The organism is Pseudokineococcus sp. 5B2Z-1 (genome assembly GCF_037482305.1).
Classification (GTDB): domain Bacteria; phylum Actinomycetota; class Actinomycetes; order Actinomycetales; family Quadrisphaeraceae; genus Pseudokineococcus.
The window spans coordinates 1-15,225 of record NZ_JBBHZG010000008.1; the positions used below are offsets into that span (position 1 = coordinate 1).

The window sequence follows — 15,225 nt, forward strand, 5'->3', positions numbered from 1 at the left end:
CGCTCACGAGCCCCGCAGCCAACGCCGCCCCGGTCGCAGCGCCCTCACCCAGCCCCGCTCCCCGCCCGCCCGTACGGGCGACCCGCTGCGCCGGCAGGCCCGCCCCCGTCACGAACGCCACCGTCGCCTGCCGGCGCGCCGCCGTCGCCGGATGCACCCCCAGCACCCCCGCGAGCTCACCGCGCCCGTCCCCCGCCCGCGACCGCGCCAGCACCGCCCGCTCCCCCGGCGTCAACCCACCCGGCACCAGCGCCTCACCCCGGGCCGCGACCTCACCCAGCACCACCACCTGCGCCGCCTGCGCCACCCGCACCAGACCCTCCAGCTCACGCAGCACACCCCGCAGGTCCGCCGTGGCCACCGACCACAGCCCCAGACCCGCCACCGCCGCCCGACCCGCCGCCACCGCAGCCGTCAGCGCCTCGAGCACAGGAAGAGGCGCAGACGAGGAGTCGGGCGCCCCCGCACCCGACCCCGGCACCGCCTCGTCCTCCACACCCACGACCGTAGGGGCGACCACCGACAACGACTCGAACACGTGTTCGACGTCCTCGACGGCGCCGGGCGCCGTCCGGGACGGCGCCCCTCAAGCCGCCGCCGCGGACGACCGATGCGGGATCGTGACCACGACCAGCCCAGCCCCGGCACCGTCGCCGTGCGAGCGGCCCGACGTGCCCTCCCCCACACCCGCCGAGACCCACGGCCACGACGAGACGACGCTCCTGCAGGACGCCGCCGCCGCGCGCTCCTGGGGCGCGGTGGACCGCCGTCGCGACCCCCGCCGACGCCACCGCTGAGCGAGCCCCCTCCACGACGACCGAGCGGGGGCGCCGCGAGCGACGGGCCCTCAGCGGGGTCGGCGGGCGCCTCCCGGCGTGCGCCGGAGCACCTCCCGCTTCACCCGCAGCCTCAGCTGCGTCGTGCGGGAGCCCCGGAGCTTCTCCAGGCGCGCCGCGATGCGCGCGCCCATGTCGTCGAGGACGTCGGCGTCGAGCTTGGCGTCGACCTCGGTGAACATCTCGCTCTCCTCGTGCCCGGCGTGGTGCTCGACCGCGGCGGTGAGGACGCGCACCTCCTCGTCGAAGCCGGCGCGGCGCGGCCCGGTGCGGACGACGACGGCCACCTGGTCCTCCAGGTACCGGTGCTCGGCGTGGGCGACGGCCACCATGGGACTGGCCGCCGTCACGGACGGGTAGAAGATCTCGTCCTCCAGCTGCTCGTGGAGGCTGAGCTCGTCGACGAGGCGGTCGAGCACCCGCTGGCGCTCCTCGGCTCGGTCCCCCGGCAGCCGGGCCAGCTCCGCGAGCAGCGACCGGAGCTCGTCGTGGTGGGCGGTCAGCACCTCAGTGGCGCGCACGGCGGTCCCCCTCGTCCTCGCGGCGCTGCTCGGCGGCGGTGACGCTCCCCGGGCTCGCCCCGGGCACCGGCGGCACCCGGCGCACCTGCACGGTGCCGCCGCGCACCCTCGTCTCGAACCGCGGCAGGGGTGCCGTCGCCGGCCCGTGGACGACGGCGCCGTCCTCGAGGGAGAAGCACGAGCCGTGCCACGGGCACACGAGTCCTTCGCGCGTCACCCACCCCTCGGACAGCGGGCCGCGCAGGTGCGGGCACTCCTCGCCGAAGGCGCGCACCGGGCCGTCGCCCTGACGCAGGAGCACGACGCGGACGCCGTCGACGTCCGCCCGTGCGGGCCGGCCGTCGACGAGGTCGGCCACGGGCAGGGCGTCGGTGAAGGTCCGCGGCGCGAGCGACCTGTCGGCGTGGTCGGAGCCGACGCCGTGCCGGTGCACGAGGGCGCCGCCCAGCGCCGCGCTCGCCGTGACGACGCACCACCCGGCGAGGCCGAGCGCGCGCCCCCGCGCCGTCCGGCCTCGACCCCGCTCGCGCCATGACGCGAGCTGCAGCCCCGTCGCGGTCGCGCTGAGGAGCCCGTGGACGACGCCCACCCGGCGCGCGCCCTCGTGCGTGTGCTGCCAGTCCACCAGCCCGGTGGCGACCGCGGCCGCGGCGCCCACGAGGCCGACCGCCGTGCAGGCGCGCGAGGCCGCGGCGAGCCCCGGCGCGCGGGAGGCCCCGACGACGTCGAGGGCGTCGAGCGCGAGCGCCGCCGTCCACGAGCCGACGGGGACGTCGGTCAGCGCGGGGTGCAGCAGGTGGCCGAGCCACGTGCCGTGGAGCACGTCGACGACGGGCCCCCGCGCCCGCCCCAGGGCGTTGAGCGCCACCCCGAGGACGTGCTCGGCGCGGTAGGACGGCCGGTCGAGCGCCTCCCACGCCTCGGGGGCCGTGGTCAGCCGCTCGGCCAGGGCGGTCGGGGGCGTCATCGCCCCATCAACCCGCCGGCGGCCGTGCGGTGCAACCCGGGCGCACCGGACGCGTCGCCCCGTCCGGGCGGGCCGCGCGACCTCCGACTGCTCCTCAGCGCCTACTTCTTGGCGCCGTCCTTGCTCTCGGCGGCGTCGGCGGTGAGGGCGGCGATGAAGGCCTCCTGCGGCACCTCGACGCGTCCCACCATCTTCATCCGCTTCTTGCCCTCCTTCTGCTTCTCCAGCAGCTTGCGCTTGCGCGTGATGTCACCGCCGTAGCACTTGGAGAGGACGTCCTTGCGGATGGCGCGGACCGTCTCGCGAGCGATGACGCGCGCGCCGATGGCGGCCTGCACGGGCACCTCGAACTGCTGGCGCGGGATGAGCTTCTGCAGCCGGCCGGCCATCATCGTGCCGTAGGGGTACGCCTTGTCCTTGTGGACGATGGCGCTGAAGGCGTCGACCTTCTCGCCCTGCAGCAGGACGTCGACCTTGACGAGGTCGGCCGCCTGGTCGCCGGCGGGCTCGTAGTCCAGCGAGGCGTAGCCCTTGGTCTTCGACTTCAGCTGGTCGAAGAAGTCGAAGACGATCTCCGCCAGCGGCAGCTGGTAGCGCAGCTCGACCCGCTCGGGCGAGAGGTAGTCCATGCCGAGCATCTCGCCGCGGCGGCTCTGGCACAGCTCCATGACGGCGCCGATGTAGTCGCTCGGCGCCAGCACGGTCGCCTTCACCACCGGCTCGCGGACCTCCCCCACCTTGCCCTCGGGGAACTCGCTGGGGTTGGTGACGGAGACGACCTCGCCGTCGTCCATCCGCACCTCGTAGACGACGCTCGGCGCGGTCGAGATGAGGTCGAGGTCGAACTCGCGCTCGAGGCGCTCGCGGACGATCTCGAGGTGGAGCAGGCCGAGGAAGCCGCAGCGGAAGCCGAAGCCGAGGGCCACGGAGGTCTCCGGTTCGTAGACGAGGGCGGCGTCGTTGAGCTTGAGCTTGTCGAGGGCGTCGCGCAGCACCGGGTAGTCGGAGCCGTCGAGCGGGAAGAGCCCCGAGAAGACCATGGGCCGCGGGTCGCGGTAGCCGCCGAGCGACTCGGTGGCGGGCTTGGCGGAGTCGGTCACCGTGTCGCCGACCCGCGACTGGCGGACGTCCTTGACGCCGGTGATGAGGTACCCGACCTCCCCGACCCCGAGCCCCTTCGACGGCGTCGGCTCGGGGGAGCTGACGCCGATCTCGAGCAGCTCGTGCGTCGCGCGGGTCGACATCATGGCGATCCGCTGGCGGGGGTCCAGGCGCCCGTCGACGACGCGGACGTAGGTGACGACGCCGCGGTAGGTGTCGTAGACCGAGTCGAAGATCATGGCGCGCGCGGGGGCGTCCGGGTCGCCGACCGGCGCCGGCACCCGCTGCACGATGCGGTCGAGCAGCTCGGGCACGCCCTCGCCCGTCTTGCCGCTGACGCGGAGCACGTCGGCGGGGTCGCAGCCGACGAGCCCGGCGATCTCCTCCGCGTACCGCTCCGGCTGGGCGGCGGGCAGGTCGATCTTGTTGAGCACCGGGATGATCTCGAGGTCGCCCTCCATCGCCAGGTAGAGGTTGGCGAGCGTCTGCGCCTCGATGCCCTGGGAGGCGTCGACGAGGAGGACGGCGCCCTCGCAGGCGGCGAGGGAGCGGGAGACCTCGTAGGTGAAGTCGACGTGGCCCGGGGTGTCGATCATGTTGAGCGCGTGGGCGCGCCCGTCGACGGTCCACGGCATGCGGACGGCCTGGCTCTTGATGGTGATGCCGCGCTCGCGCTCGATGTCCATGCGGTCGAGGTACTGCGCCCGCATGGCCCGCTCGTCCACGACGCCGGTGATCTGGAGCATCCGGTCGGCCAGGGTCGACTTGCCGTGGTCGATGTGGGCGATGATCGAGAAGTTCCGCAGCAGCGCGGGGGCGGTCGAGGCGGGCTCGATGCCGCCCTGCGCGCGGTCGCTGGCGTGCGCGGCGTCGCTGCGGGCCGGGGCGCTCACGGGCTCGGGCCACCTCCGTCGGGATCCGGGCCGCGGGCGCGTGGCCGGCGGCGGGCGAGCCCCCATCGTCGCACGTCGCAGCGCCCCGCCCGGGGCCCGCACGGTGACCCGACCCCCAGCTGCGGGTCGGTGGCCGACGACGGCGGCGGGGACCGCGGCCACGGCGCTGGTAGCCTTGCACGTCGCGCCCGGCGCGCGTCCCCCCGCGGGGCGCCCGAGCGCACCGGCACCGCCACCGCCGGGCGTCCAGCCCGGGTCGTGGCCGCCTCGCAGACCTTCGAGCACGAGCCAGACACGACCGACCTGGAGCTAATCAGACGTGGCGAACATCAAGAGCCAGAAGAAGCGCATCCTCACCAACGAGAAGGCGCGCCTGCGCAACAAGGCCGTCAAGTCCGAGCTGAAGTCGGCGGTCCGCTCCGTCCGCGAGGCCGCCGACAGCGGCGACCGCGACAAGGCGCAGTCGGCGCTCGCCCGTGCGTCCAAGCGCCTCGACAAGGCCGTGAGCAAGGGCGTCATCCACAAGAACCAGGCGGCCAACCGCAAGTCGGCCCTCGCCAAGCGCGTCGCCTCCGTCTGAGGCGGCGCCGCGGGCTCGTGGGCCCGCAGCGCACGACGTCGAAGGGCGCACCCCCGCGGGGGGTGTGCCCTTCCGTCGTCCCGGGGCCGTCCTCGTCGGCACGGCCCCGGGACCCAGGTCAGCCGCCCACGACGACGGTCCACTCCCGGACCGAGCGGACCTCCACGACGCCGTCGCGGAGGAACGGGTCGTCGGCCAGCATCCCGCGCACGGCCGCCTCGTCGTCGGCCCGGTAGACGAGGCAGGCCCCGGTGCCGTCGGCCCACGGGCCCGACAGGACGAGGGCCCCGCGGGCGTGGAGCGCCGCGAGGTGCTCCCGGTGGGCGGGGCGCGAGGCCGCCACCACGTCGGGGGCGGCGGTGTAGACGATCTCGGCGACGAAGTGGGTCACGGGGGCTCCTCCGGTGCGGGGCGGGTGGTCGGACGCGGGGATCGGGGACGGCCGGCTCAGCGCTCGTGCGCGTCGCAGAGGACGAGGACGGCGCGCTCGAGCGCGTAGACGGGGTCGCGACCGCCGCCCTTGACGGCCGCGTCCGTCTCGGCCAGCAGGACGATGCCGGCGCCGAGGGCGCCCGGCGTCCAGCCGCGCAGCTCGCGCCGGGTGCGGTCGACCATCCACGGCGCCATGCCCAGGGCCTTCGCCACCTCGTCCCCCCGGCCCCGCGAGCCGCCGACGAGCACCATCTGCCGCAGCCGCGCCGCGAGGACGGCGACGATCGGCACGGGGTCGAGGCCGGTGGCCACCGCCTGGCGCAGCAGGGCGAGCGCCTCGGCGCGGTGACCGGCGACGACGGCGTCGGCCACCCGGAACCCCGTGGCCTCGACGCGGCCGCCGTAGTAGCGCGTGACGTCCTCCACCTCGACCGTGCCCGAGGTGTCGGCGACGAGCTGGGCGCACGAGGCGGACAGCTCGCGCAGGTCGGACCCCACCGCGTCGACGAGGGCGCGCGCGGCGGGGGCCGCGATGCGCCGCCGCGCCGCCTCGAACTCCAGGCCCACGAACTCGAGCTTCTCGGCGTCCTTCTTGAGCGGCGGGCAGTCGACGAGGACGGCACCCGCGTGCGCGCGGGCGACCTCGAGGACCTTGCGACCGCCGGAGCCGCCGGCGTGCCGGACGACGAGGACGACGTCGTCGGCCGGCGCGGCGAGGTAGGCCCGCAGGTCGGCCTCGAAGCGCTCGGCGGGGGCCTCGGCGCCCGTGACGACCGCGAGCCGGGGCTCGCCGAAGAGCGACGGGCTGGCGACCGCCGCGAGCACGCCCGCCTCGTAGGAGGTGGCGTCGACGCCGACGACCTCGAGCTCGGGGTGCTCGGCGCGCTGCAGCGCCGTGACGCGGGCGACCGCGCGCTCGGCGAGCACCTGCTCGGTGCCCGTGACGAGCACGAGCGGCGCGGGGACGGCCTCGCGCCAGCCCCGGGCGCCCGAGGACCGGCCGGACGAGCGGTTCGAGGACCGGCTCGTCGACCGCTGCTGACGGGTGCCCTGGGCCACTCGGGCAGCCTGCCACGCACCGCCGACACCCGGCCCGCGCGCCCGCGCCTCAGCACGTGGCGCCGTCGTGGAGAGCGCGCCGGGCGGTCAGCACCAGCGCGTCGGGGCGCCCCGAGACGGCCACGTCCCCCGTCGCCGTCGTGCAGGCGACGACGGCACCGCCGGCCCCCACGAGCTCGAGGGCCCGAGCGGCGGGGTGGCCGTAGGTGTTCTCCCCCACCCCGGCGAGCGCGGCGCGCGGGTCGGCGAGCGCCGCGAGGCCCGGGTCCTGGTCGGACGAGCCGTGGTGGGCGACGCCGAGGACGTCGACGGGCCACGCGCCGGCGTCCGTCGACGTCGCCCGCCGCAGCGCCGCCTGGGCCTCGGCGCCGAGGTCGCCCAGGGCGGTGACCCGCCCGCCGGGCGCCTCGAGGACGACCACGACGCTCGCGTCGTTGGCGCCGTCGTCCTCGCCGCCCGCCGCACCGCTGTCCCGCCCGCCGCGTCCGCCCCCGGCCGCACCCCGGCCGCCACCGGCGCCCGAGGGCCCCGGCGACGCCCCCGCCCCGGGGGCGAGGACGCGCCAGCGGACCTCCCCCGCGGTCCCCTGCTCACCGGCCACGCCGACGGACGAGGGCACGCCCGCGTCCGCCAGCTGCTGCGCGACACGGCCCGCCGCGGCGTCCGGCACGGGCAGCGGGCTCGTGAGCGCGCGCTCGACCTCCCGGCCCGAGAGCGCCCCCGGGAGCCCGTCGACGTGGTCGGCGTGGAAGTGCGTGAGGACGAGGAGGTCGACCCGCTCGACGCCGAGGCGGTCCAGGCACCCGTCGACGAGGTCCGGGTCGGGCCCGACGTCGACGACGACCGCGGCGCCGGGTCCGCTGCGGACGACCAGGGCGGCCCCCTGGCCGACGTCGCACTGGACGGCGAGCCAGTCGGGCGGCGGCCACGACGCGCCGCCGAGGCGCGCCCGCACCGGCGGCGCCAGGGCGAGCCCGGCGACGAGGCAGGCGGCCGCGACCAGGGCCAGGATCTGCCGGCGGTCCCGCCAGGCACCACCCGGCCGGCCCGCCGGGACGACGGGGCCGTCCCGTGCCGGGCGCCGGGGCCGAGGTCCGGCACCGACGGCGGCCGCCCCGGAGCCCCGGGCGCCCGCGGGGTCGCGCGGCCGGGCGCGCACCGCGGCGGCGACGCCGCGGACCAGCGCCGGGACGACGAGGAGGGCCGTCAGCAGGACTCCCGTGAGCAGGGCGGCGCCCGCCCAGCCGCCGGGCCACGCGACCGTGGCCGCTGGGACCGACGCCGCGGTCCGCGCGACCGCCGCCACCCAGCCCGCGGCCCAGCCGGCGGGGACGGCGAGGACGTGGGCGAGCGGCGGCGAGAGGGGCGCCACCGCGAGCGCCAGGACGCCGAGCACGGTGGCGGGTGCGACCGCCGGCGCCGCGAGCACGTTGGCGGGCACGGCGACGAGGGAGACCCGCGGGTCGAGCAGCAGGAGGACGGGCGCGCAGACCGCCTGCGCGGCCAGCGGCACCGCGACGACGACGGCGACCCGCTCCGGCACCACCCGCGCCAGGCCCGCCGCCCACGGCCGGGCCAGCAGGAGGAGCGCGCCGGTGCCGAGCACCGAGAGCGCGAAGCCGATCGAGCGCGAGGTGGACGGGTCGAGGACGACGAGCACGACGACGGCCGCCGCCAGCGGCGGCACGCCGCGCCCCGGGCGGGCCGCGAGCAGCCCCACGAGCGCGGCGGCCGCCATCACGCCCGCGCGCAGCACGCTGGGCTCCGGCCCGGCCACGGCCACGAACGCGGTGAGCGCGGCCCCGGCGACGGCGGCCCGGGCGAGCCGCCGGGCGCCGAGGAGCGCGGCGCCTCCCGCGGCGGCGGCGACGAGGACGGCCGTGTTGCCGCCGCTCACCGCGGTGAGGTGGGCGAGGCCGGCGGTGCGCATGGCGTCCTCCAGGTCCGCGGGCAGGGCGGTCGTGTCCCCCACGACGAGGCCCGGCAGCAGACCCCGCGGGTCGGCGGGCAGTGGCTCGACCGCCGTGCGCAGGCCCGCGCGCAGGTGCGCCGCGGCGCCTCGCCACCCGGTGGGGGGACGCACCGCACGCAGGGGGCCCTGCACCCGCAGGAGCGCGACGACGTCGTCCCCCGGATCGGTGGGGACGAGTCGCCCGACGACGGTGACCTCCTCGTCGCGCCCCAGCTCGGCGACCTGCCGGCCGCCGACGAGGAGGAGGCCGCCCCGTGCGCCGCCGACCGCACCGCGCCCGGTGACCTCGAGCGCGCGCACCCGGACGACCCACCGCTCGGGCGAGGACGTCCTGGCCCCGCCGGACCCGCTGGGGCCGTGCGCCGCCGGGGCGACCGGTGAGGGGTCGGCGCTCACCCGGACGGCGAGCTCCACGACGGCGCGGCGCTCGACGAGGTCGGGCAGGAGGCCGCCGGAGGTGCCCGCCGTGCGCACGCCCGCGGAGGCCAGGGCGGCGGCGGCCGCGACGGCGGCCAGCGCCAGGGCCGCGCGCCGTCCGGCGGCCCCGGGCCGGTGCTCCCGCGGGCGTCGGCCCGGGCGGCCCGGGTCGGCGTCCGGGCCCGTGCGGCCGGCCGCGGCCCGAGCGGCGACCGCACCGCGGGCGCAGCCGACGCGGACGGACGCGACGGGGGCGGCGCCGACGCGCACGGACGCGACGGGGGCGGCGCCGACGTGGACGGACGCGACGGGGCCGCGACCGACGGGGACGGGGCGGAGCAGCACGGGGCCGACCAGGAGGAGGGCGGCGAGGAGGAGGCCGCCGAGGGCCGCGCAGAGCGCGACCGCGGGCGGGACGCCGACGCCCGCCGCGGCCCCGCCCCAGGTGGCGGCCGCCGCCGGGACGAGGCGCAGGTCCTCGCGGTGGACGCTGGGCAGCGAAGCCCCGGCGCTCGGCTGGCCGGCGGACGGCAGGTGGGCGGACGGCACGTCGGCGGACGGTGCGCCGACCGGTGCCGACAGCCCCGGCGCGGTGGACCCGCCCGTCCCGGGGGCCTCCCTCGGGCCGGGCGCGCCGCCGGGCCCATCCGGCGCCGGAGGTCTCGGGAGGCCGGGTCGGGCGTCGGACGGCACCTCAGACGACCACGAGCTCGCGCAGCTCGGCGAGGCGCGCCTCGCCGATGCCGCTGACCTCCCCCAGCTCCTCGACGCTCGTGAAGGCGCCGAGCTGCTCGCGGGTGTCGAGGATGCGCTGGGCGAGGACGGGCCCGATGCCCGGCAGGCCGTCGAGGTCGGCGAGGCCCGCCCGGTTGAGGTCGAGCAGGCCGCCGCCCCCCGCCCCACCGCCCGCAGCCCCGCCGCCCGGCGCCGCCGGGGCGCCCGCGGCCCCGGTCGACGTCCCTGAGGTCGACGTCCCTCCTGCCGGCGCACCGGGGGCCGCGACGACCAGGGGCCCGGGCTCCTCCCCCGGCGCCGGGACGAGCACCTGCTCCCCGTCGACGACCGGCCGGGCGAGGTTGACCCGCGCGAGGTCGGCCTCCGGCGTCGCCCCGCCCGCGGCTTCGAGGGCGTCGACCACCCGCGCGCCCACCGGCAGCCGGACGACGCCCGGCGCCGCGACCCTGCCCACCACGTGGACGACGAGCTCCTCGGGCGCGGCGCCCGCCGGCGGGTTCGTCGCCCCGGTCGACGCCCCGGTCGGCGCCGCCGGTGCGAGAGACGTCCCAGGTGGTTCCGCCGGCGGCGCCGCGGTCCCCGGAGCGGCGGCGTGGGCGGGCCCGGTGGGCGGCGGTGTCCCCCCGACCGCTTCCACCGACGTCGGGGCGCCCGCGGCGGCGACCGGCGCGCGGACGGGGACGGGCAGCCCCGGCGCCGTCGCCGACGAGCGGACGGCGAGGGCGACGACCACCACGGCGGCGACCAGCAGGGTCGCCGTGACGGCCGGCAGGGGCACCGCCCACCGGGCGGCGCGCACGGACGCCGGCACCCGGTCCGCGAGGGCCGCCCGCAGCTGCGGCCACAGGCCCAGGCCCTCGACGAGGTCCGGCTCCTCGGCGACGGACCACCGGTCGGCACCCACCCCACCGGCGCCGTGACGTGCGTGCCCGCGACGGGCGCGGCGGCCCCCTCGGGCCAGCCCGCCGTCGTCGTCGAGGCCGTCGTCGTCCAGGCCGTCGTCGAGGTCCCCCTCGTCGAGGCCCTGGGGGGCCGCCGGGAGGTCGAGGGAGCCGGCGCCCGCCGCGTCGCCCGCGCCGGCGCCGCGGGGCGGGCGTCCCGCCAGCACGGCGTCCAGCCGCGCGCGCACGACCTCGCCGTCGGTGCTCCCCGCTCGTCCCACGCCACGAGGCTGCGGGTCGGGCCCCGGCCCGCGCCGCGCCCGGCACCGCCTGGGGACGGAGGCCCGCTGGGTCGCGCCTGTGCGCACCGCCCGGACACTGCCCGCCCGCCCACCGCCCGTCCGCTCACCGCCCAGGCGCCCCCGGCGCGGACGCCCAGCGTCCGTCAACCACCCGGGCCGCCCACCGCCGCGCCGGCCCGACCGCGGGGCCGGTCCGGCGCACCGGCGCCGACGCGGGCGGCGGCCTCGGGGGCCCGTGCGCCGCACTAGTCTCGGCAGGCGTGGCTCCCGAGAACACCGCCCCCGCCGAGACCCCCTCCCCCGCCCCCGGCGCGCCCGCCGCGCGCTACGACGCGGGGCTCGCGGCGCAGGTCGAGGCGCGGTGGCAGCAGCGGTGGCTCGACGACGACGTCTACGCGGCCCGCGCCCCGCGCGAAGGCGGCAGCACCGCCTTCGTCATGGACATGTTCCCGTACCCCTCGGGCGCGGGCCTGCACGTCGGCCACCCCCTGGGCTACATCGCGACGGACGTCTACAGCCGGTACCTGCGGATGTCCGGGCGCGAGGTGCTCCACACCCTCGGCTACGACGCCTTCGGGCTGCCGGCCGAGCAGTACGCCGTCCAGACCGGCACGCACCCGCGGACCTCGACCCTCGCGAACATCGCGACGATGCGCGAGCAGCTGCGCCGCCTCGGCCTGGGCCACGACCCGCACCGCTCGATCTCGACGATCGACCCCGCCTACTACCGCTGGACCCAGTGGATCTTCCTGCAGGTCTTCGGGTCCTGGTACGACGCCGAGCAGCGGCGCGCACGCCCCATCACCGAGCTGGTGGCCGCCTTCGAGGACGGCTTCCGCCCGACGCCCGACGGGCGCCCGTGGGCCGACCTCACCGCGGTCGAGCGCGACGACGTCCTGTCCCGGCACCGCCTCGCCTACGCCGACGAGGCGCCCGTCAACTGGTGCCCGGGGCTGGGCACGGTGCTCGCCAACGAGGAGGTCACGGCCGAGGGTCGCTCCGAGCGCGGCAACTTCCCCGTCTTCACGGCCTCGCTGCGCCAGTGGAAGATGCGGATCACGGCCTACGCCGACCGCCTCGTCGACGACCTGGAGCCGCTCGACTGGCCCGAGGCCATCAAGGTCCAGCAGCGGCACTGGATCGGGCGCAGCCACGGCGCGCACGTGCGCTTCGCCGTCGAGGGCGGCGAGAACGCGGGCGACGGCGTCGTCGAGGTCTTCACCACGCGCCCCGACACCCTCTTCGGGGCCACCTACCTCGTCCTCGCCCCCGAGCACCCCCTCGTCGACACGGTGCTGCCAGCGGCCTGGCCGGACGCCACCCCCGCGGGAGACCCCCTGCCGGAGAGCTGGACCGGCGGCGCCACCACCCCCCGCGAGGCCGTGCACGCCTACGCGCGCCGGGCGGCCGCGCGCACCGACGCCGAGCGCCAGGCCGAGGGGGCGGCGGGCGCCAAGACCGGCGTCTTCACCGGGGCGACCGCCACGCACCCGGCGACGGGCGAGCAGGTGCCCGTCTTCGTCGCCGACTACGTCCTCATGGGCTACGGCACGGGGGCGATCATGGCCGTGCCGGCCCACGACCAGCGCGACTTCGACTTCGCCCGCGCCTTCGACCTCCCCCTGCGCTGCGTCGTCACCCCGGCCGACGACCGCGGGCTCGACGCCTCCACCTGGGATGACGCGTGGACGGCGAAGGACGGCGCGGTCACGGGCTCGGACGCCCGCGGGCGCCTCGGGGACGACGGCGTGGTCCTCGACGGCCTGCCGGTTCCCGAGGCCGTGCAGCGGATGTCGGCGTGGCTGGACGAGCGCGGCCTGGGCCGGGCGACGACGACCTACCGGCTGCGGGACTGGCTCTTCAGCCGCCAGCGCTACTGGGGCGAGCCCTTCCCCGTCGTCTACGACGAGGACGGCGTCGCCCACGCGGTGCCGGAGGACCAGCTGCCCGTCGAGCTGCCCGAGGTCGACGACTACTCGCCGCGGACCTTCGACCCCGACGACGCCGACACCTCCCCCGAGACGCCCCTGTCGCGCCGCGAGGACTGGGTGCACGTCGAGCTCGACCTCGGCGACGGCCCGCGCCGGTACCGCCGCGAGACCAACACCATGCCGAACTGGGCGGGGTCGTGCTGGTACGAGCTGCGCTACCTCGACCCGGACAACACCGAGCGCCTCGTCGACCCCGCCCTGGAGGCGGCGTGGATGGGCCCGCGCGAGGGCAAGCCGCTGGGCGGGGTCGACCTGTACGTCGGCGGCGCCGAGCACGCCGTGCTGCACCTGCTCTACGCGCGCTTCTGGCACAAGGTCCTCCACGACCTCGGCCACGTGAGCTCCTCGGAGCCGTTCCACCGGCTCTTCAACCAGGGGATGATCCAGGCGTACGTCTTCCGCGACGCCCGCGGCATCGCCGTGCCGGCGGCCGAGGTCGAGGAGGCCGAGGGGCCGGCGGGCACCACGTACACGTGGCAGGGGCAGCCGGTCACGCGCGAGCTCGGGAAGATGGGCAAGTCGCTGAAGAACGCGGTGGCGCCCGACGAGATCGCCGCCGAGTACGGCGCCGACACCCTGCGGCTCTACGAGATGGGCATGGGCCCCCTCGACGCGGCGCGCCCGTGGGAGACCCGGGCCGTCGTCGGGTCCTTCCGCTTCCTCCAGCGCCTGTGGCGCAACGTCGTCGACGAGACGACGGGCGAGCTGCGGGTGAGCGACGAGGCCGTCGACGACGCCACGGCGCGGGTCCTCGCCCGCACCGTCGACGGCGTCCGCCGCGACTACGAGGGGCTGCGCTTCAACACGGCCCTGGCCAAGGTGATCGAGCTCAACAACCACCTCGTCAAGCGCGGCTCGACGCCGCGGGCCGTCGCGGAGCAGCTCGTCCTGCTCGTCGCCCCGCTGGCGCCGCACGTCGCCGAGGAGCTGTGGGAGCGCCTGGGGCACAGCACGTCCCTCGTGCGGGAGCCCTTCCCGCAGGCGGAGGAGGCCCTCCTCGTCGAGGACGAGGTGACCGCCGTCGTGCAGGTCCGCGGCAAGGTGCGCGCGCGCCTGCAGGTGCCCGCCGACATCACCGAGGACGACCTGCGCGAGCGCGCCCTCGCCGAGGGCGCCGTGCAGCGGGCCGTCGGGGACGCCGTCGTCCGCAAGGTCGTCGTGCGCCCGCCGTCGCTGGTCAACGTCGTCGTCTGAGCCCGGCTCCCGGCGCCGTCGCCCCGGACGCCGGGCAGCCGTCCACGGGCGTGACCGTGCACGGTCGCGCTCGTGGACGGCTCACGCGGTCTGCTGTCCGCGGACTCCCTCAGCGGGCGGCGTCCGAGGACGCGGTCGCCGCGGCGACGGCCGCGTCGATGCGCTCCTGCACGCGGCGCTCGGCCGCCCGGCGGCGGCGGACGACCAGGACGAGCACGAGCCCCGCGAGCAGCAGCAGGACGAGCTGCGGCCACGGGACGGTCCAGACGACCAGCGGCACGCTGTCGCCGACCGGCTCCGCGTCGAGGACGTCGGCGCCCACGGGCGCGCCCTCGACGACGACCCGGCCGCCGGAGCGGAGCAGGCCCCACACCGACAGGTCGGTGCTCGCGGGCACGACCTGCCCGGGCAGCAGCTCGCGCCAGCTGTCGGAGGCGGCCGCCCCGAGGGCGTCGACCGGCCCGGAGACGCGGACGTCGGAGGTCGCGGCCACGCGCACCTGGCCCGCGTTGCGGACGCCGTAGGTCACGAGCACCGAGCCGCTGGAGAAGGGGTTCCACGAGGGCCGCCACCGCGCCTCGACGTCCTCCGCGACGACCGCGGCGCGGACGTCGCCGGTCACCCGCAGGTGCAGGCGCACGCCGACGCGCGCCGCCACCTCGAGCGGCTCGTCGCCCTCGGGGAGGACCTCGGCGACGACGCCGGCCGGGTGGTCGCCGGGGACGGCGTCCGCCGGCACGGTCGTCGTGAGGGGCACCGCGACCTGCTGCTCCGGCTCGAGCGCGACGACGACGCCGCCCTCCCCGTCGTCGGCGGCCCCCGGCACCTCGCCGAGGGAGACCCAGGTACCGGAGCCGCCCGGCGTGCTGCCGGCCGGCGCGACGTCGAAGGCCTGGCCGGCGCCGACGACGCCGTCCCCGACGTGCACGCGGAAGCGGGCCGCGGCCGGGCCGAAGTTCGTCACGAGCACCTCGTCCTGCCCGCTGGCGCCGGGCGCCAGGGACTGGCGGAGGGAGACGCGGCCGTCGGCGGCGCCGCCCGAGGACGGCTGCACCGTCCACGTCGTGCGGCCGTCGGCCGCGGCGGCGGCCTGCTCGGGGGCCTGCTCGGGAGCCGGGTCGGCCGACGGCGCCGCCGTCGGCGCCGGGGCCGTGGCGACCGCGGGCGGCGCGAGGAGCAGCCCGGTGAGCGCGGCGACGAGCACCGCGGGGACGACGACGCGCCGCATGGGGACCTCCAGGGCCGGCGGGGCCGCTCCGGTCGAGCGGACGGGGTGGAGCCGTTCGGGTGGGAGGGGCGGGCTCCCGCCCGCCCTGGCCGGGCGGCCGGGGGCGGACGGGAGCC

At 78.1% G+C, this 15,225-nt stretch carries 11 protein-coding genes and 1 pseudogene; 3 read left to right on the top strand and 9 right to left on the bottom strand.

All coding sequences use genetic code 11. The annotated features are described in order from the left end of the window. Positions 1-496, bottom strand: a pseudogene (locus tag WDV85_RS15745) (hypothetical protein); the annotation flags it as partial. Between the two features lie 175 nt (positions 497-671). Here WDV85_RS15745 and WDV85_RS15750 point away from each other — a divergent pair. After that, positions 672-797: a hypothetical protein gene (locus tag WDV85_RS15750; RefSeq protein ID WP_339571534.1), complete on the top strand. Its 126-nt coding sequence runs from the start codon at positions 672-674 to the stop codon at positions 795-797. A 50-nt stretch (positions 798-847) separates the two neighbouring features. Here WDV85_RS15750 and WDV85_RS15755 read toward each other — a convergent pair whose 3' ends face one another. The 3 genes from WDV85_RS15755 to lepA form a co-directional block, all read right to left on the bottom strand. Then, positions 848-1,357, bottom strand: coding sequence for a hemerythrin domain-containing protein (locus WDV85_RS15755; protein WP_339571535.1), 510 nt, complete (start codon positions 1,355-1,357; stop codon positions 848-850). After that, the gene (locus WDV85_RS15760) at positions 1,344-2,324 is read right to left on the bottom strand and encodes a Rieske (2Fe-2S) protein (RefSeq protein WP_339571536.1); all 981 of its coding nucleotides are present in this window, start codon (positions 2,322-2,324) and stop codon (positions 1,344-1,346) included. The genes WDV85_RS15755 and WDV85_RS15760 overlap by 14 nt, the downstream gene beginning before the upstream one ends. A gap of 101 nt (positions 2,325-2,425) precedes the next feature. After that, positions 2,426-4,261, bottom strand: a complete 1,836-nt coding sequence (gene lepA, locus WDV85_RS15765) for a translation elongation factor 4 (protein ID WP_339571608.1) — start codon at positions 4,259-4,261, stop codon at positions 2,426-2,428. A gap of 376 nt (positions 4,262-4,637) precedes the next feature. On the opposite strand from lepA, the gene rpsT reads away from it, so the two are divergent. Next, positions 4,638-4,898, top strand: coding sequence for a 30S ribosomal protein S20 (gene rpsT / locus WDV85_RS15770; RefSeq protein WP_298805996.1), 261 nt, complete (start codon positions 4,638-4,640; stop codon positions 4,896-4,898). 118 nt (positions 4,899-5,016) lie between these two features. Here the strand turns inward: rpsT and WDV85_RS15775 are convergent, their stop codons facing one another. The 4 genes from WDV85_RS15775 to WDV85_RS15790 form a co-directional block, all read right to left on the bottom strand. Beyond that, entirely contained in the window at positions 5,017-5,289 is a 273-nt protein-coding gene (locus tag WDV85_RS15775) for a YciI family protein (protein WP_339571537.1), read from the bottom strand. A 56-nt stretch (positions 5,290-5,345) separates the two neighbouring features. Next, the gene (holA, locus tag WDV85_RS15780; RefSeq protein ID WP_339571538.1) at positions 5,346-6,389 is read right to left on the bottom strand and encodes a DNA polymerase III subunit delta; all 1,044 of its coding nucleotides are present in this window, start codon (positions 6,387-6,389) and stop codon (positions 5,346-5,348) included. Positions 6,390-6,438: 49 nt separating this feature from the next. Beyond that, positions 6,439-9,327 (bottom strand): ComEC/Rec2 family competence protein, encoded by a 2,889-nt coding sequence (locus tag WDV85_RS15785; RefSeq protein WP_339571539.1) that lies wholly within the window; start codon positions 9,325-9,327, stop codon positions 6,439-6,441. Positions 9,328-9,472: 145 nt separating this feature from the next. Next, complete coding sequence (locus WDV85_RS15790; protein ID WP_339571540.1) at positions 9,473-10,675, bottom strand: helix-hairpin-helix domain-containing protein; 1,203 nt, start codon at positions 10,673-10,675, stop codon at positions 9,473-9,475. A gap of 281 nt (positions 10,676-10,956) precedes the next feature. On the opposite strand from WDV85_RS15790, the gene WDV85_RS15795 reads away from it, so the two are divergent. Then, positions 10,957-13,881 (top strand): leucine--tRNA ligase, encoded by a 2,925-nt coding sequence (locus tag WDV85_RS15795; RefSeq protein ID WP_339571541.1) that lies wholly within the window; start codon positions 10,957-10,959, stop codon positions 13,879-13,881. A gap of 109 nt (positions 13,882-13,990) precedes the next feature. Here WDV85_RS15795 and WDV85_RS15800 read toward each other — a convergent pair whose 3' ends face one another. Next, entirely contained in the window at positions 13,991-15,109 is a 1,119-nt protein-coding gene (locus tag WDV85_RS15800) for a hypothetical protein (protein ID WP_339571542.1), read from the bottom strand. Between the last annotated feature and the right edge of the window lie 116 nt (positions 15,110-15,225).

Coding starts and splice junctions, on each gene's coding strand:
- WDV85_RS15760 (WP_339571536.1), bottom strand. CDS start 2,324: ATGACGCCCCCGACCGCCCTGGCCGAGCGGCTGACCACGGCCCCCGAG.
- WDV85_RS15800 (WP_339571542.1), bottom strand. CDS start 15,109: ATGCGGCGCGTCGTCGTCCCCGCGGTGCTCGTCGCCGCGCTCACCGGG.